This window comes from Flavobacterium sp. LK-23, from assembly GCF_058135255.1.
In genome coordinates this window covers 166,253-190,131 of the sequence record NZ_JBYUVT010000007.1, presented here as the reverse complement: position 1 = coordinate 190,131, position 23,879 = coordinate 166,253, and the positions used below count along the sequence as shown (strand labels likewise).

Sequence of the window (23,879 nt, the reverse complement as noted above, 5' to 3'; positions counted from 1 at the left end):
TATGAATATCAAAAAAATATACTGTACAGTACTTATCCTGCTTTTTTGTGCAATTCAGACAAAGGCACAGGAAGTTCTTACTATTGAACAAGCTATGACCATAGCTTTGGAAAATAATTTTGAGATTAAAATTGCTAAAAATAATTCCAAAATAACCGAAACAAATGTAACAATTGGTAATGCAGGAATGTTGCCGACTGCAACCGCAAATATTACAGACAATAATAATCTTACGAATTCAACACAAGTACGTCAAGATGGTACATCAACTACATTGAACAATGCTAAAAACAATAGTTTAAATTATGGCGTGAGCTTAGGCTGGACCGTTTTTGACGGAATGAAAATGTTTGCCAAACTAGACCAGCTAAAAGAGCTTCAAAAACTGGGCGATGCAGAACTTAAAAGAACTATTTTAGTCAAAATTGCTCAGGTAAATTCGGCTTATTATGATTTAGTTCAAATGCAACAGCAATTGTCTGCATTAGACACTACAATCGTAATTTCGAACCAACGTTTGACTTTAGCTAAAAACCGCTTTAGCATAGGAAAAGCTTCAAAACTGGAAGTATTAAATGCACAGGTGGATTTAAACTCAGATCAGGTTGCTTTATTGAGACAAAAAGAAGCGTATGCTAATGGTAAAATTTTGCTGAATCAGCATTTAGCGCGCGATCCTAAAATTGACTTTAAAGTGACTGATAAAGTTACAGTTGATAATAAATTGGTTTTGGCTGATTTAATGGAATTGGCTCAAAAGCAAAATCCAGGTTTAGAAGCTGAAATTATAAACAAACGTATAGCCGAATTACAACTTAAACAAGTAAAAGCAGACCGCTACCCTACTTTGAGGTTAACTACGGGATACAATTTTTCTGAAAGCCAGTCTAGTTTAGGATTTACTAGTGAAACATCTTCTAAAGGTTTAAATTATGGTTTTAATGCTTCTATGAATATATTCGACGGTTTCAATCAGCATCGTAATGAAAAAGTTGCCAAATTACAGATCGAAAATTCACAGCTTGCTATAGAACAGCAGAACATAACTTTAAACACACAGTTGAGCACTGCTTTCCAAACCTATTTAACCAATTTAGAATTAATTGATTTAGAAGAAGATAACGAAGCAATCGCAAGGCAGAATTTAGAAATTACTTTGGACAAATTTAAAATCGGAACTATTACAACGCTAGATTTTAGAACTGCCCAGCTCAATTACGTTAATGCAAAAGTGCGTTACAGCAACGCGCAATACGAAGCAAAATTATCTGAAATTGCTTTAAAAGAATTAGCGGGAAATATTAATTTTTAATTCACTTTTAAAAATCAAATATTATCTGCCCAATCTGCTAAATCTGCGAGAGAAAATAGCTCGCAGATTTAGCAGATTTTTTTTTAAATTTCAGCAAAAGTTACATAACGTTTTTAAGAAAACATTCTGTTTGTTCTTGGTGCTGAATATTTTTATAATTTACTTCCAACAGAATATTTTTTTACTTTAAATTTGTTACAAAACAAGTTTCAATGATTACATACAATACCAAAGATTGGTTTACTTTTATTTTTCATTTTCATAAGTCAGATACAGTTCGAAAACTGTTTACAATTATGATTGCAATTGGAGTTTATGCCACAGCTGTCTGCTATCTTGAACTTCATTATTTTAAAGTAACCAAAAACGATTATATCCACAACATTCCAATCATGCACGGAATGCTTGGATTTGTAATCTCACTTTTGCTTGTTTTTAGAACCAATACCGCTTATGACAGATGGTGGGAAGGCCGAAAACTTTGGGGCGGACTTGTAAATAACAGTCGTAATCTTGCTATAAAACTATCCGCAATTTTAAAAGATGAAAATGATAGAAAGTTTTTTAGAAAATACATTCCCATGTACGCAGATATACTTCATCATCATTTAAAAGATGAAGATACTGGCAAAATGCTGTTTGAAGATGTTGAACTTGAGATTGATCAGCATAAACACAAGCCGAATCAATTAAAGAGAATCATGTACCATAAAATCAATGATTTGTATGATGCTAAAAAAATATCTGGAGAACAACTCATTACTATAAATGAAGAATTAGTTGCTTTCACAGACATTTGCGGAGCATGCGAACGTATTAAAAACACTCCTATTCCCTACTCTTACAGTGCTTTTATAAAGAAATTCATCTTCTTTTATACTATGACGCTTCCGTTTGGATATTCTGTTAGTTTAGGTTATCTAGTTGCTCCTGTTGTTGTTTTTATTTTTTATGTTTTAGCAAGTTTAGAACTTATTGCTGAAGAAATTGAAGATCCGTTTGGAAATGATGAGAACGACCTTCCAACAAAAAAAATATCGGAAAACATCAGAAAACATGTGGAAGAATTGATATAATTAAACGTTAAATCTGCAGTTTATATTCTTATTTTCATTAAATTTAAAGTCTTCACCAAAAAATAAATTTAATGAACAATCAACGATTCTTAGTCAATCCGCTCCAATTATCGCAAGAAAAATCATTAAAAACTCTTGTAGAAAATAGAACTATTTACAATTTGAATCATTGTGAATTAAATCTATTTGAAACCTACGAATCGACTCAAAAAGTTCCATTAAAATTTAATGATTTGGTGGTGACCAGCATGCTTCGCGGTAAAAAAATCATGCATCTTTTTGATGACCCTGAATTTGTATATCTTCCTGGCGAAACGGTGATTGTTCCTTCGAATGTAGAAATGAAAATTGATTTTCCTGAAGCTTCAAAAAACAATCCGACGCAATGTTTAGCATTGGCCATCGATCAGGATAAAATTGCCGAGATTTTAAATTTCTTAAATGAGCAATACCCAAAAGAAGGCAGTAATATGTACTGGCAACTCAATTACCAGAATTATTTCTTTTACAATAATATCGAAATGGCTGCTACCATAAACAAACTCATCAAAGAATGTATGAGTACTTCGATTACCAAAGACATTTTTGCCGATTTGACTTTAAAAGAATTACTAATTAGGATTATTCAAACTCAGACCGTAAAATCTCTTGACGAAGGAAAACCTTTTGAAGATAACAATCCGATTAAAGAAGTTACTGAGTATATTAAGCAAAATTTAAAAGAGAATATCAATTTGAAATCGCTGAGCGAAAAAGCTTGTATGAGCACCACTTCTTTCTATCGTTTCTTTAAACGCGAACTCGGAATGAGTCCGATTGAATATATTTTAAATGAAAAAATAAAATGCGCTAAAAACCTATTAAGAAACCCAACGCTTCAAATTAACGAAGTTTGTTATTTAGCAGGGTTTGAAGATGCGAATTACTTCATTAGATTATTCAAAAAATATGAAGGAATTACACCAAAACAGTATCAGTTACTATATATCAATTAGAGATGCTAAGATGCTAAGATTCTGAGATTCTAAGTTTTTCAACTTGAAACTTGAAACTTAAAACAAAAAAAACTATTCAATCCTAAAAACCGGTTCCAAATCCTTCTCTTCTTCGGGAGTAAAAATTCTATATTCTATTTGAAAAGTCTTTTTTAATGGAGTTTCTAGCGAAAAACCCCCTACTCCAAATGCATCAATTACAGTTAAGGTAAAATGTGCGTGTTTCCAATATTCAAATAAATCTTTATCTACCCAAAATTCAACATCTTCTACTGTACCAATACAAACATCTCCAGTTCGCTGATAATAGCCTCCTTTTTCAAAACACTGTGGCTGTGTCCCTTCGCAGCATCCGCCAGCTTGGTAAAACATCAAATCACCGTGTTTTTCTTTTAGAATATTTATCAGTTCAACTGCTTTTTCTGTGGCATCAATTCGTTTAATCATAACTTTTAAGTATTAAAAAAAGCAGTAAATTCAATTAAGAACTTACTGCTTTAACATAACCAACTATTTAAGACTGTGCTATATCGAGCACAACCCTTCCTTCTATTTCGCCTTTTTTCATTTTGTCAAATACATTATTAATATCTTCCAATTTTGTAGGCGTTACGGTTGCTTTGACTTTGCCATCAACAGCAAATTCAATAGCTTCTTTCATATCTTTTCTAGTTCCAACAATAGAACCTCTTATCGTAATTCTATTTAAAACAGTATCGAAAATAGACAAATCAAAATTGCCTGGAGGAAGTCCGTTTAATGCCATTGTACCTTTTCTTCTCAATGTTTCAAGCCCTTGTTTGAAAGCAATTGGAGAAACTGCGGTAACCAATGCCCCATGCATACCACCGACTTCTTTCTTTAAGAATTCTCCAGGATTTTGATTTTTAGCGTTAACCACCAAATCGGCACCTAATTTTTTTGCCAATTCCAATTTATCATCTCCAATATCAATTGCTGCAACATTCATTCCCATAGCTTTTGCATATTGCACTGCAACGTGTCCTAAACCTCCAATTCCTGAAATTGCAACCCATTCTCCAGGTTTCACCTCAGTTTCTTTCAATCCTTTGTAAACCGTAACTCCTGCGCATAAGATGGGAGCCATTTCTATAAAATTCACATTAGAAGGCAAAATTCCAATATATCTGGCATCTGCAATTACAAATTCTGCAAATCCGCCATCTACACTGTAACCGCCATTCTGCTGGCTTTCGCATAAGGTTTCCCAGCCTGTAATGCAATGGTCACAGCCACCGCAAGCACTGTAAAGCCAAGGCACACCAACAGCATCTCCTTCTTTTACATTTTTGACATCCTGACCTACTGCAGCAACATAGCCAACGGCTTCGTGTCCAGGAATTAAAGGCATTTTCGGTTTTACTGGCCAATCGCCTTCTACAGCATGTAAATCAGTGTGACAAACTCCACTTGCAATTACTTTTACAAGAATTTCATTTCTACCAGGGCGTTTTACTTCGACTTCTTCTATTCTTAAAAGAGAACCGAATTCTCGAACGACCGCAGCTTTCATTGTTTTTGGAAGCATAATTCTATGGTTTTAAGAGAATAGAAAACTTTTTTAGCTTTCTATTCTCAAGTTTATATTCTTTAGAAGAATCCTAATTTCTTTTTGTCATAAGAAATCAGCATGTTTTTGGTTTGACGATATTGGCTCAACATCATTTTATGGTTTTCGCGACCAATTCCAGATTGTTTGTAACCGCCAAACGGAGCACCAGCAGGATAAGAATGGTATTGATTTATCCATACACGACCGGACTGAATTGCTCTTGGAACCTGATAAATTTCATGCGCATCACGAGTCCAAACTCCTGCACCTAAACCGTACATTGTATCATTTGCAATTTCAATCGCTTCTTCTGTAGTTTTAAAAGTCGTAACCGCCAGAACAGGCCCGAAAATCTCTTCTTGAAAGATTCTCATTTTATTGTGACCTTTAAACAAAGTTGGCTTGATGTAATAACCGCCTTCTAATTCGCCTCCTAATTTATTTTCATCCCCTCCAGTTAAAACCTCTGCTCCTTCTTCTTTTCCTAATTTAATGTAAGACATGATTTTTTCCTTCTGAACAATCGAAGTCTGAGCCCCAATCATAGTCGATTTATCCAACGGATTTCCAGCTATAATGGCTTCAGTTCTTTCGATTACTTTTTTGATGAACTTGTCGTAAATATCTTCGTGAATTAATAATCTAGAAGGACAAGTACAGATTTCACCTTGATTTAAAGCAAATAATACAGCACCTTCTACGGCTTTATCAAAGAAATCATCGTCGTGATCTGCTACTGACGGGAAGAAAATATTTGGAGATTTTCCACCCAATTCTAAAGTAACCGGAATAATGTTTTCTGTAGCGTACTGCATTACCAAACGTCCTGTTGTAGTAGAACCCGTAAATGCTGCTTTTGACACTTTTTTATTGGTTACCAACGGACGGCCTAATTCGGCACCAAAACCGTTTACTATGTTTAAAACTCCTGTAGGAAGAATATCTCCAATTAATTCCATTAAAACTATAATCGAAATTGGCGTGCTTTCTGCTGGTTTTAAAACAATTGTGTTTCCTGCTGCGAGAGCTGGAGCAATTTTCCAAACTGCCATTAAAATCGGGAAATTCCACGGAATAATCTGCGCCACAACACCAAGAGGTTCGCTTAATGCAATAGAAACAGTTTGCGAATCCAATTCTGCTATCGAACTTTCTTCTGCACGAATTACGCCTGCAAAATATCTAAAGTGGTCAATGGCCAATGGAATATCGGCAGCAAGTGTTTCACGAATTGGTTTTCCGTTGTCTACCGTTTCAACTGCTGCAATATATTCTAAATTATCTTCAATTTTTTGTGCAATATTGTTTAACAAAATACTCCTTTCGGTTACCGAAGTTTTTCCCCAAGTTTTAAATGCTTCATAAGCAGTATCTACAGCCAATTCTAGATCTTCTTTCCCAGAATGTGCTGCTTTTGTAAATACTTTTCCATCAATTGGAGAAACAACATCAAAGTATTCTCCTTTAATTGGGGCTACAAACTTTCCACCAATATAGTTATCGTATTTTGCCTTAAATTCAGGTCTTTTTACTGCGGTACTCATAATTTTCTTTTTTTGATTTACTCCAAATTTAGTTTCATAAAAAGAAACAGAATAGCACTTTTCATTCATCTTGTAGCACAAAAATTACACATTCGTTTTTTTTAGACTTTTATAATAATCATTTGGCAAAATTTTAATCCATAAATTACTAAATAATTAGTAGACAGCATTTTTCGGTCATTTAAAAACAAATAGAAAAAACTACTCAATTTTTTCTTACTCCAACGCGCAATCCTTATATTTGTAACCTCATACAAAGAATTAAAGAACTACAATGAAAATATCTTACAACTGGTTAAAACAATTTATTAAAACTGATTGGACATCTGAGCAGACTTCTGAATTACTAACAGATTTAGGTTTAGAAGTTGAAGTTGTTGAAAAATACGAATCAATTAAAGGAGGTTTAGCAGGCGTTGTTGTTGGACACGTTCTAACTTGCGAAAAACATCCTGATGCTGATAGATTGAAAGTTACTACAGTTGATGTAGGTTTAGAAGCTCCTGTACAAATTGTTTGCGGCGCTGCAAATGTGGCTGCAGGACAAAAAGTGCCTGTTGCAACAATTGGAACCGTTTTATACGATAAAGATGGTGCAGAGTTTACTATTAAAAAAGGAAAAATTCGCGGACAGGAAAGCCACGGAATGATCTGTGCTGAAGACGAATTAGGTTTAGGAAATAGCCATGACGGAATTATGGTTTTGGCCGAAGATTTGGTTCCAGGAACTCCTGCTTCTGAAGTTTTTCAAATTGCAAATGATGAAGTTTTCGAAATCGGATTAACACCAAATCGTGCCGATGCAATGAGCCATTATGGAACTGCTCGTGATTTAAGAGCAGGAATGCTACAACGTGGTGTAAACGTAGAATTGATTACGCCTTCTGTAAGCAATTTTAGAGTTGATATGCGTACGCTTAAAATTGACGTGAATGTTGAGGATAACCATTTAGCTCCAAGATATTGCGGTGTAACTATTTCTGGAATTTCTGTACACGAATCTCCAAGCTGGTTACAAGACCGTTTAAAAGCTATTGGTCTAACTCCAAAAAATAATATTGTTGACGTTACTAATTATGTTCTACATGAATTAGGACAACCTTTACATGCTTTTGACGCTGCCAAAATCAACGGAAAAATTATTGTAAAGACAGTTGCAGAAGGAACTAAATTTGTTACTCTTGATGATGTTGAAAGAACGCTTCATAAAGAAGATTTAATGATTTGTGACGAAAAAGGTCCACTTTGTATTGCTGGGGTTTTCGGAGGAAAAAAATCTGGAGTTTCTGAAGGAACTACTTCTATATTCTTAGAAAGTGCTTATTTTGATCCTGTAAGCATTCGTAAAACAGCAAAAAGACACCAATTAAGCACAGATGCTTCTTTTAGATTTGAAAGAGGAATTGATCCAACGATTACAGAATATGCTTTAAAACGTGCAGCGCTTCTAATTCAAGAAGTTGCGGGTGGAAAAATCACTTCTGATGTTGTAGAAGTTTATCCTAAAAAGGTTGAAGATTTCTCTGTTTTGTTGAATTTTAGCCATGTATCTAAAATTATCGGACAAGAAATTCCAAAAGACACGATCAAAAAAATCTTAGTTTCTTTAGACATTAAAGTAAATAGCGTTTCTGATACTGGTTTAGGTTTAACGATTCCTGCATATCGTGTAGACGTTCAGCGCGAAATTGATGTAATCGAAGAAATTTTGAGAGTTTACGGTTATAATAACATTAACTTCTCTAAGAAATTTAATGCTACAGTAGCAAATTCGCCAAGAACAGAAGATTACAAAGTACAAAACGTAATAGCTTCTCAGCTGAATTCGCAAGGTTTCCATGAAATGATGGCTAATTCATTGACGACTGCAGCTTACGCGAAATTATCAGCTTCATTAAAAGAAGAGCATAATGTATCGATGTTGAATCCGTTGAGTAGTGATTTAGCTACACTTCGCCAGTCTTTATTATTTTCTGGATTGGAAGCCGTTTCATATAACATTAATAGAAAAAATTCAGATTTAAAATTATTTGAATTCGGAAAAACATATCATAAGTATTTAAACGGTTACGAAGAGCATAAACACCTTTCTTTATTGATTTCTGGAAACAGAAACAAAGAAAGTTGGACAAATCCGCAGAAAACAACAGATTTCTTCTTGTTGAAAGGATATGTAAAAGCAATTCTATCTCGTTTAGGAATTGAAAAAATAGGTAACGCTCCTGTTCAATCTGATATTTATTCTGAAGGAACAGCAATTACTTACAACAACGATATTTTGGTTGAAATGGGTATTGTTAAAAAACCCATTTTGAAGCATTTCGGTATTAAACAAGATGTTTATTACGCAGATTTTAACTGGGATTTGGTTTTAAAAATCATTACAGGAAAAATTAAGTATACTGAAATTCCTAAATATCCAGAAGTTCGTAGAGATTTGGCTTTATTAATCGATGAAAAAACGACTTATGAAAGCATTTTCAACCTGGCAAAACAAACAGAAAAAGCGCTTTTAAAAGACATTAATCTATTTGATGTTTATCAAGGAAACAAACTACCAGAAGGAAAAAAATCATATGCTTTGAGTTTTACTATTCAAGACAATACTAAAACATTAACCGATGCTCAAATCGACAAAATCATGTCTAAATTACAGCAGACTTTCGAAACTGAACTTGGTGCAAGTTTAAGATAATTTCTTTCTTACTTCAAAAGTAAAAAACCCGACAAAATGAATTGTCGGGTTTTTTATTTTATTTCAGGTTTCAAGTTTCAAGTTTTAGCGCGTTTAAAATTGTGTCAAGCCAAACAGGGTGCTTTGTTTGGCTTTTATCTTCTTTTTAAATCTGAATCATGATTTTACAATTTTCTAGCCTTAAATGCGTAATAAAAGGCGAAATCAGACTCAAACCTTTACTGCACTAGATTTTTTTTTCGTTTCTGTTAGTATGTTAGCGCAGCAAAAACGGAATACTCTTTTATTTTTTCTCTTCCGTTGAGAAAAGTCAGCTCCATTAAGAAGTTGCATTGTACAATTTCGCCACCTAATTTCTCTACCAATTCGCAAACTGCTTTTGCAGTTCCGCCAGTTGCTAAAACATCGTCGTGAATTAAAACTCTATCTCCTTTTTTAATAGCATCTGTATGCATTTCTAAACTATCAGAACCATATTCTAATTCATAAGAAGCAGAAATGGTATCAAACGGAAGCTTTTTTGGTTTTCTTACGGGAACAAATCCTGCATTTAATTCTTGCGCAAGTAGCATTCCGAAGAAAAAACCACGAGATTCAGCACCAACAACCTTATCTATTTTTTGATCATTTAAGAATCTACCAAAATTTTTAAGCAATTTGTTCGTGCTTCAGGGTCATTTAGTAAAGGTGTTATATCTTTAAATAAAATTCCTTCTTTTGGAAAACCCTGAATATCACGTATATAATTTTTAATCTGCATTTTTTTTTATTTTTCTGTTATTTTTCTCTTGTATATCTCACATTTATGTCTATCTTTGCACCCGCAATAAGCAATCAACAAAGCTACAAAAAAATAGCTAATTGATAACAAAAAGGCCTCGTGGCGCAACTGAATAGCGCATCTGATTACGGCTCAGAAGGTTACTGGTTTGAATCCAGTCGAGGTCACTAAAAGAGACAACTAATTAATAGTTGTCTCTTTTTTTATACACAAATATGTAAATTTTTGAATACTTTACAGCCTAGTATTTGTGATTCGACTTTTCCACAAGAAATTCTTAGTCTGTTTGAAATAAACAGTCTTAAAGTGTCGCTATTAGAGATTTAATCAAAGCTGAACGATGGTTCGAAATCCCGTTAATGATATAAGTTTTTTTTCTCTTTTGGTTTATTGTAATTTTTTGATACTAAATAAACAATATATAATATTAGATAAATTCGAAAAAATAGATACGCCCTTTCCCTATTAGCCCCGATAGCAGTGAAAATCCTTTTGTGCTGGTGTTTGGTGCAAAAGATTGCTTCGCAAGTTCGCTGCGCTCGGGTGGAACGTATAGCAGAAGAGCTCCAAAAAAATAATATCATATAAAATTGCCCCGGGATACTATAGACCGGATTTTCGACAGCCCGAAGTTTTATAAAGTTCCCTGAGCAGCCTGAAACTAAATTAGCCAAATCAATTATAGGAGCGCGCAAGATCAAACACGCAGACTAAAAAGCAATCATTTACCCCTTTCCGACATTCTTTTCCGAAACAAAAAATAAATTTCTCACCGGACCCAATAAGGCTTTTGCCCAGTGCAGAAGAAAGACTTTTTTCAGCAGCAGCACAAAAGCGTTAAAAGAATTTGGTTTCTGCACATAAAGGTCTGCCCCTTTAGCAAAGGTATCTTCAATATCGGCAGGATGATCCCAGGTGGAGAGCATAACGGTGGGAATGCCACGAAGATCATCGTCTTTCTTTATTTCTTCCAGCGCCTTTTTGCCCCCTTTAACGGGCATATTGACATCTATAAAAATAATATCGGGATCGCTCTGCGATTCATCCCTGAGCGTATCGAGGAGCTCCTGCCCATTTTCAACGGTCGTTACCTCAGAAGCAATCTGCGCTTCATCCAGGGCATCGATGAATAATTCCTGGTCTTCGGTATCATCCTCGGCCAGCAGAATTTTTATCGGCTCTTTTTCTTTTGGGCTTTCAGCATCCGGATTCTCAGCACTTATCATATTGAAGCGGTTTTATAATTTCCAAATGTACTAAAAATGCCCAAATGAAATTATGCCGTACAAAATTAATGGTCAAAGGATCTCATTTTACAAACCCTTTTAAACTGCGAAATATTGAAAACAGAATTATGCCCGTACAATATACCCCCTGCTGTAAAATAGTCCACAGGCTAAGCCCATGTTATCCGACAATCCCTTAAATTAGTTTTTTAAGCATGCCGTTAAATATAAATCCATGGAATGGCAAGACAGCATACCAGTACAGCCTACCCATAATCCCGCACGGTTTAAAAGTGGCCGCCTGATATAAGGTATTGTTGATTATTTTAAATTCCAGCCAGGCTTCGCCGGGAAGTTTCATCTCGGCATATAAAAGCAGTTTGCCCTGCTTCTTATCGGCGTATACCACCCTCCAAAAATCCAGCGCATCTCCTGCATGTATTTCCTTTTTATGTGTTCTTCCCCTCCTTGTGCCTACACCGCCAAAAATCTTATCGATGAACCCACGTAGATCCCAAAGCCAATCGGCATAATACCATCCTGTGTCCCCACCTATGGACCAGATCCGTGCGATGGTATATTCCCTGTTTATAATTGTTCTTTTTCTCCTGTCAATGTAACATCCCTTTTTTGGAACCTTCAGGTATTGGGAAACATTTCCCTTAAACTGTCCGCTTACTTGTGAATCTTTCCAGCTCGAAATAATATCATCATCACTGATCTTTTTCAAAGCCCTTTCTAATGCCTGCTGGTAAGAGATCGGTGTAACTCCAAGTAAATTATTAATTCTGTTATCTCCGCAGATGACTTCCACTTTCATGCTGCTAACCAGCGCCGAGGCCAGCTTAAAAGAAGTTGAAGTCACAAAATACAGCCAGTAAGACGATAATTTCGGGGTCATCACCGGTACGGTGTAAATGTATCTTTGGAGTTTTTTTACTCTGGCAAACTCCAGCAGCATTTCCTTGTAGGTCAAAATATCAGGTCCCCCGATATCAAAACTTTCATTATAAACTACTGGGTTTAACAGCGAGCGAATTAAAAATTCCAAAACATCGCTGATGGCAATCGGCTGGCATTTTGTATTGAGCCATTTAGGGGTAACCATAATAGGCAGTTTATCCACCAGATCGCGTATTATTTCAAAAGAGGCGCTTCCTGATCCTACTATTATTCCCGCCCGAAGTACAGTTAACGGCACTGCTGCGGTCTTTAAAATATCTTCCACCGCCTTTCTTGATGATAAATGTTTGGATAGTGATTTATCATTTACAATTCCGCTGAGGTAAATAATCTGTTTTGCATTTGTCTGGTTTATTTTTTCAATGAAATAATGTGCCGAAATGCTTTCCAATTCATCATAATTGGAAGCGCCGGACATGGAATGGATCAGGTAATAAGCTGCATCTATATCATCAGGGATATTTTTAAGACTTTCCGGATCCAGAAAATCAGCTTCAATGACCTGTATTTTATTTTTAAACTGTTCAGGAAAATAAAACCTGTTTTTATCCCGAACGCAGCAGATTACTTCATTTCCGTGATCCAGCAGCAAGGGCAGCAGCCTCTTGCCGATATAACCTGTAGCGCCTGTTAAAAGAATTTTCATCTCTGAGCTGTTTTACAATTTAAAGCTTACCAAACCATAATCCATCGCGAAAATCTGGCCTGAAATTGATGCTGCATCTTTAGAGATAAGATACCCTGCCATACGGGCCACCTCTGCGGGCTTGAGGTAATTTTTCAAGGGGTGGCGCTCGATCATATTTTCTTTCATACGGTCGTTTCTTAAAATAGATCCTGACAAAGAAGTCTCTGTAATAGTCGGGGCAATAGCATTGATACGGATTAACGGGGCAAGCTCGGCGCCGAGCGATTTAACCAGACCCTCTACTGCTGCTTTCGAGGCCGCAATACTGGCATGAAAAGGCATTCCGAGTTTTGCCGCAACACTGCTGAATAAAACAATAGAAGGTTTTTCCCCTTTCTTTAACGCAGGCAGATAATGCTGAATCACTTTGACTGCTCCCACCACATTAATTTCAAAATCATTTCTGAAATCATCCAGGCTTAAGCCCAGAATGGGTTTCAGGTTTATAGATCCCGGACAATAAACCAGGGCATCCATACTTTCAAATTCAGGCAAAGGATCCCCGAGCACATCGATTGCAAAATGAATTAAATTCGGATGGGTAATATCAGGAGCTGTCCTGCTGATATTGATAATCCGGCAGTTTTCCAGATTCTGCATTACAACAGCATTCCCTATTCCTTTACTGCCGCCAACAATTACAATAGTTTTCATTTTTTTAAGATTAAATTTAAGAGCTGGGAGGACTGTTTGTGCTATGATTTTCAATAAAATAAGATATTCTTTATTAATAAAATAAGATATTCTTTATTAATTATCAAAAAAGCTAAACTGTGTTTTAGCATAAAGTTATCTTAGTATCTTAAAGATAACAATTGTTTGACAATTTTAAATAAATATTAAACAAAATAAAAATTATTTTATCTAAATTAGCTATGCTCTTCTCAATTCTTCAAGGAGAATCCCTCAAAAAATACAATCATGAAAAAATTAAAACAGCAGTTTGCTGATCGTGACCTGGACCGCATTATTGAAATGGCATGGGAAGACAGAACCCCTTTTGAGGCTATTGAACACCAGTTTGCGCTTAAGGAAGCTGATGTAAAAACTTTAATGAAGAAGGAACTCAAAACCGGCAGTTATATACTTTGGCGTAAAAGGGTAGAAAATTGTAAAACAAAGCATCTGCAGAAACGCTGTGAGCAGATCAGCCGCTTTAAGTGCAGAGAGCAGCGGGGCATTTCCAATAACAAAATAGCAAAGAAGAAATAATAAAAATGATTACCTGCCAATTATTGGAATTATGATAAAAAATATGGAATCCCTGTAACAGGAAACTTTTTAAAAACCAGTATATTCGCCATTAAAGACCAAAACACCAATCAAACCTAACGCTATGTACCGAAATCCAGGGCTTCTACAAAATATAATTGATGCTATCCCTCTTCCCGTCGGGGTGTATGTGGGAGATAATTTAGAAATTGCACTGGCCAATGATGCCATGGTCAAAACATGGGGCAAAGGAAATGATGTGCTTGGAAAAACCTATCTCAGCGTGGTTCCTGAAATTGAAAACCAGCAGATTCTCGATGAGGCCCTTGGCGTTCTTAAAACCGGAACTGCCTTTCATGCTGTGGGCAGAAAAGTAGATCTGGTCATGCAGGGAATTATGACCGAATATTACTTTAATTATAGTTTTATTCCGCTTTTTGACGAGCATGGAAAAGTCTATGGCGTGCTTAACACCGGCGCTGACATCACAGATCTGCACAAAGCAAAAGAAGAAACCCTGAAAGCAAATGAAAAATTAACCATAGCCATAGAAAGTTCCGGGATAGGAAGTTATGAAATAGACCTTGAAACCAAAAAAATCAAGACTTCAGCAAATTTCAATACGATCTGCTCGATTGGAAGCGAAACAACAAATGACGATTTAATTGCAAAGCTGCACCCAGAGGACCTTCATGCGCGCGAAAAAGCGCACCAGCAGTCCGAGGAAACGGGAAAAATATGCTATGAAGCGCGGATTTTAAATGATGACGGCGCCTACCGCTGGGCTAAAATCAATGGAAAGATTATCAAGGACAAGGACGGGTCTGCAAAGACCATCATTGGTATTGTTCAGGATATACACGAGCATAAGGAATTTCAGGAGGAACTAAAAAAGCAGGTCGCAAGCCGTACAAATGAGCTCACGCGTTCCAATCGTGATCTGATGCATTTTGCCAGCGTAGTGAGCCACGATCTTCGAGAGCCGCTGCGAAAAATTAAAATTTTCAATACACTCTTACGAAATGACATAGAAGAAAATGTTAATGAAAAATCTAAAAAATACCTTCATAAAGTAAGCCAGTCCGCCCAGAGAATGGAAAATATCATAGAGGGAATTTTGACCTATTCCACCCTTGACAAAACTTCACAGGTTATAGAAACAATTAATCTTAATAAGGTTATTGAAGACATAAAAATAGACCTTGAGCTCATAATAAGGGAAAAAGGTGCTATTTTAGTTACTTCTGATCTTCCACAGATTCAGGGAGCCCCGATTTTAATTAACCAGCTTTTCTATAACCTCCTGCAAAATGCCTTAAAATTTTCCAAAGCGGACCAGCCTCCAAGGATTATCATAACAAGCAGCATCATCAATAGTGACGGCCAGGATTTTGTACAGATAAAAATAAAGGATAATGGTATTGGAATTGAGGCTGAATTTGCAGAAAAGATTTTTACGGCATTTGAAAGACTGCATTCCAAAGACCAGTACGAGGGAAATGGCCTTGGGCTTGCCCTGTGCAGAAAGATTGCCGAAAGGCATAATGGTAAAATAACTGCAGCCGGGGAAAAGGACAACGGCGCTGAATTTACGGTGACCCTTCCTTTACAACAAAAAGCCGATACGCTGTAGAAATTGAAATTTACAACTTCCCGCCGTTAGAGCAATTTTACAAATAACAGCAATCTGTCTGATAAAATAATATTAGACAGCTTCATAAACACATATTTTTTTTATTTTGCATTCCTGTAAATTTCAATCTTGCCAATCACATCAAAATCCAATGTGTAATGGGCAGCAGGCTGATAATTTTCATCGGTGAGGACAATTTTCATGACCTGATGAATTGAAGGATGAGTGTCTGTATCTGCATTTTTTGAAAGAACAGGGTAAAATGACAATATTCCCTGCGGAACATTACCGTTTATAAAAAAAACAAATTCTTCTATTTTAGTGGGCTCCACAAAAGACTGACCTGGAAAGTTAAGTGGATTTTGCCCTATAAAAGCCTGAAACTGCTCAAGCTCAGTACTATTAAAGCACAGTGCGTTTAAACTGGAACTATCGGCCTTGTCAAGTCTGAACCATTTGAGATTTAGAATTAACCTTTTAGAATTAAAACTGCAGTTAAAATATGCCAGCTGTGTATTTATGGTATACATGAAGACTTTCCTTTGTTAAATTTAATTCTCCTATTCAATTTTAAAAAGTTACCCTGATTTCATTATGTTTCATTACTGATGCCATGACCAGGAGCCGCATCATTTTAAAAAGCCGATACTGTTATTGTACTGCTAACTTACTGCAATTTAATCCTGCAATTTAATCCTGCAATAAAAGCCTGAATAAAATTTAGAATCATTCTAACGGCAGCAGCCTGATAACCAAAGGTATTTTGAAGTAATTTTATTTGGAAATTATAGACCTATGAAAATGGATGTTATGGATAGAGAGATTCTCTCGGACACTCTTAAAAACATAGATAAAAAAATTGAAGGGTTAAATAATCAAAAAATTAAAGCCTTCTTTGAGTCTCTGGGACTGGAGCAAAGAGATGACATTGCTAAAGATTATCTGAACTGGGAAAACATACTTATTGTGGTTCCCAGCCGCAGTACTTTAAATGAACTGAAGAAATATAAGTATTCCATATCCCGAATCTCTTTTATTGCAAATCCTAATGCAGAGCAGATTCATATTTACGATTTTAATGAATGGAAAAACAGCACCCGGAACAAGACACAATTTCAGATCAGGGAACTGCTGAAAACCAATTTTGGAGGCAGTCCAAAAATATCTGAAAATCGGGACTGGGTTAAATTAATGCAAAAAAATCATGGAAGCTGAAAATCATTACATCACCAGAAGCGGGTGGCTGAGGGCAGCAGTTCTGGGCGCCAATGACGGAATTTTATCCACCACCAGCCTGGCTATTGGCGTGGCAGCTGCAAGCGTGAGCAGAGAACCTATTCTGCTGGCGGCAACAGCCGGTTTAGTGGCAGGTGCATTGTCCATGGCCGCAGGCGAATACGTATCGGTAAGCTCTCAGGCTGATGTTGAAACTGCTGATCTTACCCGCGAGAAAGAGGAACTTAAAAATATGCCTGAATCAGAGCTTGAGGAACTGACCCATATTTATATGAAGCGCGGGCTGAACAGTGAACTGGCAAAATAGGTTGCAGTCGAATTGACAGCCCATAATGCACTTCAAACACATGCGAGAGATGAGCTCGGAATCAATGAAATTACCCAGGCTAATCCCTTAATGGCCGCTTTCGCATCAGCTGTATCTTTTGTCATAGGGGGCTTGCTGCCGCTGCTGGTGGCTATTTTCGCTCCCATAAAAGAAATGGTATTGTACCAGTATGGTTTTTCAATACTCTTTTTGGCATTATCGGGAATGCTGGCCGCTAAGGCCGGGGGATCCCATACGCTGAAAGCTGTAATGCGTATCTGCATCTGGGGAACTTTTGCAATGGCAGCCTCAGCCTTGGTCGGTTATATTTTCGGGGTTCATACGGCTTAAGAAAAACAGTCCTGAAGCCGGAGTAAAAATTAATTGAATCTTAAGCAATTAAAAAAAATAAGAATCGCAGCAATGCGTTATTTCGTATATACCTAAAAACAGACTGCAAAATGAAACTAATTACATTATTGCTTTTAATGACCGTGCTTCCCATTAACTGGGAACCTGATTTTAATAATGCAAAAAAAACAGCAAAAGAAAAACATGAATTAATACTGCTCAACTTCTCGGGTTCAGACTGGTGCGGACCCTGCATTGTGACGCGCAGAGATTATCTTGAAAGCCAGGTATTCTCAGAGATGGCAAATGAAAATCTGGTACTTGTTAATGCTGATTTTCCAAGGAAAAAGAAAAATATCGGAACACCGCAGCAGGTTAAACGAAATGAAGATTTAGCCGAAATATACAACAAGGAAGGAAATTTTCCCCTGACGCTTCTTTTGGATGCCGATGGAAAAGTGCTTAAAACCTGGCATGGAAAACCCGAATCTACTCCTGAACAGTGGACTGCCGAAATAAAAGCGATCTGTGAGAGCCGAAAATAACATGCTTAAAAACCAAAAATATTCCGAGTCCCTAAAACTCATGGGGAACAGCTTTACCATAACAGTTGTTGCTGAAAATGAAAAAACAGGAAATGAGAATATTGCACTTGCCACCCAGGAAATCAAACGGATTGAAAAACTTTTGACTACCTATAAACAGGACAGCCAGACCAATCTGATCAATGATAACGCAGGAATAGCACCCGTTAAAGTAGATTTGGAGGTTTTTAATCTTATTGAAAGATCTATCGGAATTTCGAGAATCACACAAGGTGCATTTGATATTTCTTATGGAAGTATCGACAAAAGTCTGTGGAATTTTGACAAATCCATGACCAGTCTTCCTGATGCCCAGACCGCTCTCAAAATGGTACACCTTATTGATTACCGAAATATTATACTTGACAGGGAAAATACAACAGTATTTCTAAAAGGAAAAGGAATGCGGATTGGTTTTGGAGGTATCGGAAAAGGATATGCTGCCGAGATGGCAAAACAAATTCTTATAAAACATAATGTACAGAGCGGCATAATTAATGCCAGCGGAGATCTTTCGGCATGGGGACTGCAGCCCAACGGCAAAAAATGGACCATCGGTGTGGCTGATCCTGACTCGCCAAATGCGGCATTCTCCTATATGGAAATCTCAAATAAGGCGGTGGCAACCTCGGGCAATTATGAAAAATTCGTGACCATTAACGGAAAAAAATATTCGCATACCATTGACCCAAAAACAGGACTTCCGATATCGGGAATAAAAAGCGTGACCATTATCGCCTCAAATGCAGAATTTGCAGATGCTATGGCAACTCCTATAGCGGTAATGGGGATTAAAGCAGGCTTGTTTTTAATAGATCAGATACCGGATCTATTTTGTATTATAATTGACGACAACAACAAAATTTACACTTCTAAAAACATTAACCTGAAATGAAAAAGCCAAGGCAAAAAAATCTCGTGCTTTTATGCAGTATTGCTTTAACAGGCATTCTTCTCACATCCTGCACCTCTGTAAAGGAATACCAGAAAGGAAAAATCAACGATTCTGAAATGGTACTTTCCAACAGGAAAATAGAAAAGACAGAACTTAGTTTTCAATCCTACCGTGAGGGAGCTTCCGTGGCCAATTCAGGAAAAAGCGGCGGCGGCTGTGGCTGTAACTAATTTTCATACGATCAAAAAATGAAAAGAATATTCATTACAGGATTTGCATTATTGGCATTATTTCAGGCAAGGGCGCAGAATGTCCCGGCCGATTCTACCAGTTATAAAAGCAATAAATTAAAATTGGAAGAAGTTAATCTGGTTTCGAGCTATTATAAACAAGACGGAAACAATTCAGCCGTTACGGGTGGAATCGGTTCTGAGCATCTAACTGATATTGCCAATACCATTGATGTTAAGCTGGTAAAATACGGCCAGACCGGAATCAAGCATACCTTTGATATTGAAGCCGGTATTGACCATTATACCTCTGCTTCATCAGATATGATTGACCTGAGCGCTAATTCATCTGCATCGTCTTCAGACAACCGCTTCTACCCTTCTTTGACCTACCTTAGGGAAAATGAAGAAAAAGGAAGAACGCTTGGAATCGGCGTTTCATCATCAACGGAATTTGATTACCAGTCTTTTGGAGGAAATATTGCCTTCTCGCAGAAAACAAAAGACAGAAACGGGGAATTCACGGCCAAATTCCAGACCTTTATAGATCAGCTCAAATTAATTGAGCCCGTTGAACTTCGTGCTCCGGGAAGTGAAGGTTATGAAAGTGCTAACAGAAATACTTTTGCAGGGACTTTGAGCTACTCCCAGGTTGTAAACAAAAACCTGCAGCTAATGCTTGTAGGGGACGTCATCAGCCAGAATGGCTATTTAAGTCTTCCTTTTCACAGGGTTTATTTTGCTGACGGCTCTGTCCATCAGGAAAAAATGCCCGATACAAGACTTAAAATCCCATTGGGAATAAGGGCCAGTTATTTCTTGGGAGATAACGTAATTATTCGCGCTTATTACAGATATTATACCGATGACTGGAGCCTGAAAGCACATACGGCTGACCTTGAAATTCCTGTAAAATTAACACAGGCGTTTTCTGTGAGTCCGTTCTACAGGTATTATACACAGACAGGAACGAAATATTTTAAACCGTACGGCGAACACACCGCTTCTGATGAATATTATACCAGCAACTATGATTTGTCTAAGTTTGACAGCAGTTTCTTTGGGATGGGAATGAAATTCACACCTCTTAATGGAATTTTTGGGCTCAAGCATTGGAATACGCTGGAGATTCGTTATGGGCATTATACCAGAACTACCAATATGACTTCTGATATTATCAGCATCAACATAAAATATAAATAACACATAATCAAACAAGTGTAATGGATATGAATTTACGGCATGTTTATTGTTTTTATCCAAATATAATAATGAATTTAAAAGTAAAATCATGAAAACTTTAAAATATTTTTTGATCGGGGTATTATTCCTTTCATTTGGTTACGCTCAGGCTCAGGTATCAGTAAATGTAAACATAGGAACACCTCCTGCCTGGGGACCTGCCGGTTATGCGGATGCCCGTTATTATTATCTGCCGGATCTTGAAACCTATTACGATGTAAGCACGTCCAATTATGTTTATCTCAGTAACGGAAAATGGGTGCGAACCAGATCACTTCCCTCTGCCTATCGAAACTATGATCTTTATAATGAATATAAAGTAGTACTGACTGATTACAGAGGAGACAGGCCTTACGACAGCTTTAAATCCCATAAAGTAAAATATGCAAAGGGCTATAAAGGAAAACCTCAAAAAACAATAGGACAAAAGCCAGGAAAAGGAAACAATAAAGATAAAAGCCACCATGATAATGGAAACCATAATGGAAATGGCAAGGGAAAAGGAAATGGTAAACATTAATTTAAAAGAGGCTTTGGGGAGCCTCTTTTTTTATCTTCAAAGAGCAGCCAATACCTCATATTTTAAAATATAATCCATAAAAGCTATTCAATCAGTCTATTTTACAGATCGGTTTTAAAACGGCTGCAATGATTTAGATTCATAAAAAAAGGGTTCATGACTTAATTTAAGTACAATGAACCCTTTCCATGAAACAGATGTTAATTTACAAATAAATCAGAAAGGAATTGATATTTATAACTGACTTTTATTCAAAAATAATAAGCACTATTACAATAGAATTAAGGTCCTTTGTAACTAACTTAAATTTACACGTATTTTATACAATTTTTATGGACAGCTCGAATTTAATTTGTTAGATCTAAACTTGCAAAAGTACCATTGATTTCTTTCATTACTTCAGTGAAAGCTGGGTGAACTTAATTCTGTCTTTAAAATTAAAAATAGTTGAAACACTTATGCTTTCATTGATTTTATTGTGCTTAAGGAAAGATAAAAGTCATTTTTTTTTACAGTATTCTTAGGGCCAACAAATGAAAATTTAAGTTTCTGTTGCACATCTGGATCTTTAGAAATTTCCCTCATTTCATCATCCATCCCTGAAGTTAAAGGCACTATGCCAGTTTTGCCATTCACCATATTTTTAATCATCAGGATCGGTGAGAACAGCAAGAGTTCAGCTTCCATACTTTTCGAAAAGAAAAATCCAAATCAAATGACTTTGCACATTACTATTATATGTTCATCAATGTTTAGAAAGCATTTTACATCAATCCCCAATAGTCTTAATGTAGCTTTATTAAAGATTTAATCTAAGCTGATCTATGATTCGAAGTCACTCTAAGTTTATAGGTATTTTTCTCTATTGATTTATGGTAATTTTTTGACATTAATTCCAGTTCAGATTTATAGCTGTAATTACCATTAATCTAATTATAATAAATATCTAAATTATATGCATTATAGCCGCTGCCTAAGATATTAACTTGTATAACCATTTTATTTACCTATATTCGCTTAGTATAAAAATTACCTCATTTACCATCAAGGTATACGTTCTAAATAATTATTAAAATATAGGTGCTTTTCCAGCAAATTACTGCCGTTATTTTTCAAATAAAACATCGCTTACTATGAGCATTAAAGAAAAAAATGGTATTAAGGAAGTAGTGCTTTCTGATGAAAATAATTCAGAGAATAAGGTACATCCCACAGGAGAAAAGTTACCACTTCAGAAAATCAAAATATCAAAAAAAGCAGTTCAGCCTTTTAGCAACAGCATTAAAGCCGAATTTCACAATAAGCAAATAGAACCTGAAATTTTAGCACTTAAAGAACAACTTGATGCAAATGAACAGTATTTGTTAAATCTAACAAATGCTATAAACACCACAAACGCATCTGTTGAGTTCGATATGGATGGCAATATTTTAAATGCCAATAAAAATTTCCTCAAAATTATGGGCTACACTGCAAAAGATTTGCTGGGAAAGCATCATAGTCTTTTAGTTGATCCCTCCTATTCAAAATCAAATGCGTATCAGTTTTTTTGGAACAGCCTGAAAAAAGGTATTCATCAAAGGGACGAATTTATCCTGACGGCGAAAAACGGCAAATTAATATGGTTTTCGGGCAGTTATAATCCTATTTTCAATACTCAAGGGAAACCTTATAAGGTCTTAAAAATAGCAACAGACATAACACTTTCCAAAACACAATTTTTACAGCTGGCTGTCCAAGCTCAGGAAAAGGAAAAAAGATCATCTGAGTTAGTTATTGCAAATAAAGAACTTGCTTTTCAAAATAAGGAAAAGGAAGACCGTGCTGCAGAATTAATCATTGCAAATAAAGAATTAAAATTTCAGAATGAACAAAAAGAAAAACGAGCAGAAGAATTAATTAACGCCAATAAAGAACTGGCTATTCAGAGTATTGAAAAAGAAAAACGTGCTGCTGAACTTATAATAGCCAACAAAAAACTTGCTTCAGAAAAGATTTTGAAAGAGAAAAGAAAAGTGGAAAAGCTAAAAAGGGCTGCAGAATTAATAGTTAAAAACAGAGAACTTGCCTATCAGGAAAAGCGAAGCAGTGAACTGACCCTGGCTAATGATGAACTAAAAAAAGCGCAGGAAGAACTGGGATCATTTTCCTACTCAGTTTCACATGATCTGCGTGCACCTATTCGGGCGATTAACGGTTATACACAAATACTGATAGAGGACCATGCAGATTCAATAGATGATGATGGAAAAAAAATCATCCAAGCCATAGTCAACAACTCCAATAAAATGGGAATATTGATCGATGACCTGCTTGCTTTCAGCAAATTAGGACGCAAAGAGGTCTCATCTAGCAATATAAATATGACCTCACTAGTAAATGGAGTCATAAATGATATAACATTTGAAAAAGGTGAAAATACACCCATTTTTGAAATTGAAGAACTTGCCCCAGCAAATGGAGATTCCTCACTGATCAAACAGGTTTGGATCAATCTAATCTCTAATGCTATAAAATATTCAAAATACAAGCCAGAGATAAAAATCAAAATAACATCAACGTTGCAAGACCACAAAATCATCTACAGTATAAAAGATTGGGGTGCAGGATTCGATATGGCTTATTATGATAAATTGTTTGGCGTTTTCCAGCGTCTGCACTCGCAGGAAGAATTTACAGGAACAGGCATTGGACTGGCGATTGTGCAAAAAATTGTCAGCCGGCATTCGGGAGCAGTTTGGGCAGAATCAAAACTAGATGAAGGTGCTGAATTTTACTTCAGCCTGCCGAATATTAAACATTAAAAAAACAAAAAA

The 23,879-nt window shown here is 36.2% G+C and carries 21 protein-coding genes, 1 tRNA gene and 2 pseudogenes; 15 read left to right on the top strand and 9 right to left on the bottom strand.

Annotation, left to right across the window (positions count from 1 at the left end; genetic code table 11):
• Position 1: 1 nt before the first annotated feature.
• The 3 genes from AC3Y25_RS13135 to AC3Y25_RS13125 all read left to right on the top strand — a co-directional run bounded on the left by AC3Y25_RS13135 (position 2) and on the right by AC3Y25_RS13125 (position 3,383).
• Positions 2 to 1,312 carry a TolC family protein gene (locus tag AC3Y25_RS13135; protein ID WP_489903048.1) on the top strand — a complete coding sequence of 437 codons (1,311 nt, stop codon included), beginning with the start codon at positions 2 to 4 and terminating at the stop codon, positions 1,310 to 1,312.
• A gap of 212 nt (positions 1,313 to 1,524) precedes the next feature.
• Positions 1,525 to 2,388, top strand: a complete 864-nt coding sequence (locus tag AC3Y25_RS13130) for a bestrophin family protein (protein WP_489903047.1) — start codon at positions 1,525 to 1,527, stop codon at positions 2,386 to 2,388.
• Between the two features lie 71 nt (positions 2,389 to 2,459).
• On the top strand, positions 2,460 to 3,383 hold the full coding sequence (locus AC3Y25_RS13125; RefSeq protein WP_250836054.1) for an AraC family transcriptional regulator: 924 nt from the start codon (positions 2,460 to 2,462) through the stop codon (positions 3,381 to 3,383).
• 72 nt (positions 3,384 to 3,455) lie between these two features.
• Here AC3Y25_RS13125 and AC3Y25_RS13120 read toward each other — a convergent pair whose 3' ends face one another.
• From AC3Y25_RS13120 to AC3Y25_RS13110, 3 genes are all read right to left on the bottom strand, one after another.
• The gene (locus tag AC3Y25_RS13120; RefSeq protein ID WP_091497581.1) at positions 3,456 to 3,830 is read right to left on the bottom strand and encodes a DUF779 domain-containing protein; all 375 of its coding nucleotides are present in this window, start codon (positions 3,828 to 3,830) and stop codon (positions 3,456 to 3,458) included.
• Positions 3,831 to 3,897: 67 nt separating this feature from the next.
• Complete coding sequence (adhP, locus tag AC3Y25_RS13115; protein ID WP_489903046.1) at positions 3,898 to 4,932, bottom strand: alcohol dehydrogenase AdhP; 1,035 nt, start codon at positions 4,930 to 4,932, stop codon at positions 3,898 to 3,900.
• Positions 4,933 to 4,994: 62 nt separating this feature from the next.
• A complete protein-coding gene (locus AC3Y25_RS13110; protein WP_489903045.1) occupies positions 4,995 to 6,500 on the bottom strand; it encodes an aldehyde dehydrogenase family protein in 1,506 nt (501 codons plus the stop codon).
• 274 nt (positions 6,501 to 6,774) lie between these two features.
• Between AC3Y25_RS13110 and pheT the strand changes: the two genes are divergently transcribed.
• Positions 6,775 to 9,195: a phenylalanine--tRNA ligase subunit beta gene (pheT, locus tag AC3Y25_RS13105; protein WP_489903044.1), complete on the top strand. Its 2,421-nt coding sequence runs from the start codon at positions 6,775 to 6,777 to the stop codon at positions 9,193 to 9,195.
• A 248-nt stretch (positions 9,196 to 9,443) separates the two neighbouring features.
• On the opposite strand, the pseudogene AC3Y25_RS13100 reads toward pheT, so the two are convergent.
• Positions 9,444 to 9,955, bottom strand: a pseudogene (locus AC3Y25_RS13100) (adenine phosphoribosyltransferase).
• Between the two features lie 114 nt (positions 9,956 to 10,069).
• Between AC3Y25_RS13100 and AC3Y25_RS13095 the strand changes: the two are divergent.
• Positions 10,070 to 10,143 (top strand) — tRNA-Arg (locus tag AC3Y25_RS13095).
• Between the two features lie 558 nt (positions 10,144 to 10,701).
• Here the strand turns inward: AC3Y25_RS13095 and AC3Y25_RS13090 are convergent.
• The 3 genes from AC3Y25_RS13090 to AC3Y25_RS13080 form a co-directional block, all read right to left on the bottom strand.
• Positions 10,702 to 11,202, bottom strand: a complete 501-nt coding sequence (locus AC3Y25_RS13090) for a response regulator (RefSeq protein ID WP_489903043.1) — start codon at positions 11,200 to 11,202, stop codon at positions 10,702 to 10,704.
• Positions 11,203 to 11,398: 196 nt separating this feature from the next.
• Positions 11,399 to 12,811 (bottom strand): SDR family oxidoreductase, encoded by a 1,413-nt coding sequence (locus tag AC3Y25_RS13085; RefSeq protein ID WP_489903042.1) that lies wholly within the window; start codon positions 12,809 to 12,811, stop codon positions 11,399 to 11,401.
• Between the two features lie 12 nt (positions 12,812 to 12,823).
• Positions 12,824 to 13,507 carry an SDR family NAD(P)-dependent oxidoreductase gene (locus AC3Y25_RS13080; RefSeq protein ID WP_489903041.1) on the bottom strand — a complete coding sequence of 228 codons (684 nt, stop codon included), beginning with the start codon at positions 13,505 to 13,507 and terminating at the stop codon, positions 12,824 to 12,826.
• Positions 13,508 to 13,774: 267 nt separating this feature from the next.
• On the opposite strand from AC3Y25_RS13080, the gene AC3Y25_RS13075 reads away from it, so the two are divergent.
• Positions 13,775 to 14,065, top strand: a complete 291-nt coding sequence (locus tag AC3Y25_RS13075) for a TIGR03643 family protein (RefSeq protein WP_109193311.1) — start codon at positions 13,775 to 13,777, stop codon at positions 14,063 to 14,065.
• Positions 14,066 to 14,189: 124 nt separating this feature from the next.
• Positions 14,190 to 15,698, top strand: a complete 1,509-nt coding sequence (locus AC3Y25_RS13070; RefSeq protein WP_489903040.1) for a sensor histidine kinase — start codon at positions 14,190 to 14,192, stop codon at positions 15,696 to 15,698.
• Between the two features lie 101 nt (positions 15,699 to 15,799).
• On the opposite strand, the gene AC3Y25_RS13065 is transcribed toward AC3Y25_RS13070, so the two are convergent.
• On the bottom strand, positions 15,800 to 16,228 hold the full coding sequence (locus tag AC3Y25_RS13065) for a hypothetical protein (protein ID WP_109193309.1): 429 nt from the start codon (positions 16,226 to 16,228) through the stop codon (positions 15,800 to 15,802).
• Between the two features lie 265 nt (positions 16,229 to 16,493).
• Between AC3Y25_RS13065 and AC3Y25_RS13060 the strand changes: the two genes are divergently transcribed.
• From AC3Y25_RS13060 to AC3Y25_RS13030, 7 genes and pseudogenes are all read left to right on the top strand, one after another.
• Positions 16,494 to 16,913 (top strand): hypothetical protein, encoded by a 420-nt coding sequence (locus AC3Y25_RS13060; RefSeq protein WP_240622578.1) that lies wholly within the window; start codon positions 16,494 to 16,496, stop codon positions 16,911 to 16,913.
• A pseudogene (locus AC3Y25_RS13055) lies at positions 16,903 to 17,592 on the top strand (VIT1/CCC1 transporter family protein). The gene AC3Y25_RS13060 and the pseudogene AC3Y25_RS13055 overlap by 11 nt, the downstream one beginning before the upstream one ends.
• 110 nt (positions 17,593 to 17,702) lie before the next feature.
• On the top strand, positions 17,703 to 18,137 hold the full coding sequence (locus tag AC3Y25_RS13050) for a thioredoxin family protein (RefSeq protein ID WP_109193307.1): 435 nt from the start codon (positions 17,703 to 17,705) through the stop codon (positions 18,135 to 18,137).
• 40 nt (positions 18,138 to 18,177) lie between these two features.
• Positions 18,178 to 19,071, top strand: coding sequence for an FAD:protein FMN transferase (locus tag AC3Y25_RS13045; RefSeq protein WP_489903039.1), 894 nt, complete (start codon positions 18,178 to 18,180; stop codon positions 19,069 to 19,071).
• The gene (locus AC3Y25_RS13040) at positions 19,068 to 19,301 is read left to right on the top strand and encodes a DUF4266 domain-containing protein (protein ID WP_489903038.1); all 234 of its coding nucleotides are present in this window, start codon (positions 19,068 to 19,070) and stop codon (positions 19,299 to 19,301) included. Before AC3Y25_RS13045 ends, AC3Y25_RS13040 begins: the two co-directional genes overlap by 4 nt.
• 18 nt (positions 19,302 to 19,319) lie before the next feature.
• A complete protein-coding gene (locus tag AC3Y25_RS13035; RefSeq protein WP_109193304.1) occupies positions 19,320 to 20,504 on the top strand; it encodes a DUF3570 domain-containing protein in 1,185 nt (394 codons plus the stop codon).
• Between the two features lie 88 nt (positions 20,505 to 20,592).
• Complete coding sequence (locus tag AC3Y25_RS13030; protein ID WP_278022765.1) at positions 20,593 to 21,063, top strand: hypothetical protein; 471 nt, start codon at positions 20,593 to 20,595, stop codon at positions 21,061 to 21,063.
• A 456-nt stretch (positions 21,064 to 21,519) separates the two neighbouring features.
• On the opposite strand, the gene AC3Y25_RS13025 is transcribed toward AC3Y25_RS13030, so the two are convergent.
• On the bottom strand, positions 21,520 to 21,750 hold the full coding sequence (locus AC3Y25_RS13025) for a hypothetical protein (RefSeq protein ID WP_111290896.1): 231 nt from the start codon (positions 21,748 to 21,750) through the stop codon (positions 21,520 to 21,522).
• A 446-nt stretch (positions 21,751 to 22,196) separates the two neighbouring features.
• Between AC3Y25_RS13025 and AC3Y25_RS13020 the strand changes: the two genes are divergently transcribed.
• Complete coding sequence (locus AC3Y25_RS13020) at positions 22,197 to 23,867, top strand: ATP-binding protein (protein ID WP_489903037.1); 1,671 nt, start codon at positions 22,197 to 22,199, stop codon at positions 23,865 to 23,867.
• Positions 23,868 to 23,879 lie beyond the last annotated feature (12 nt).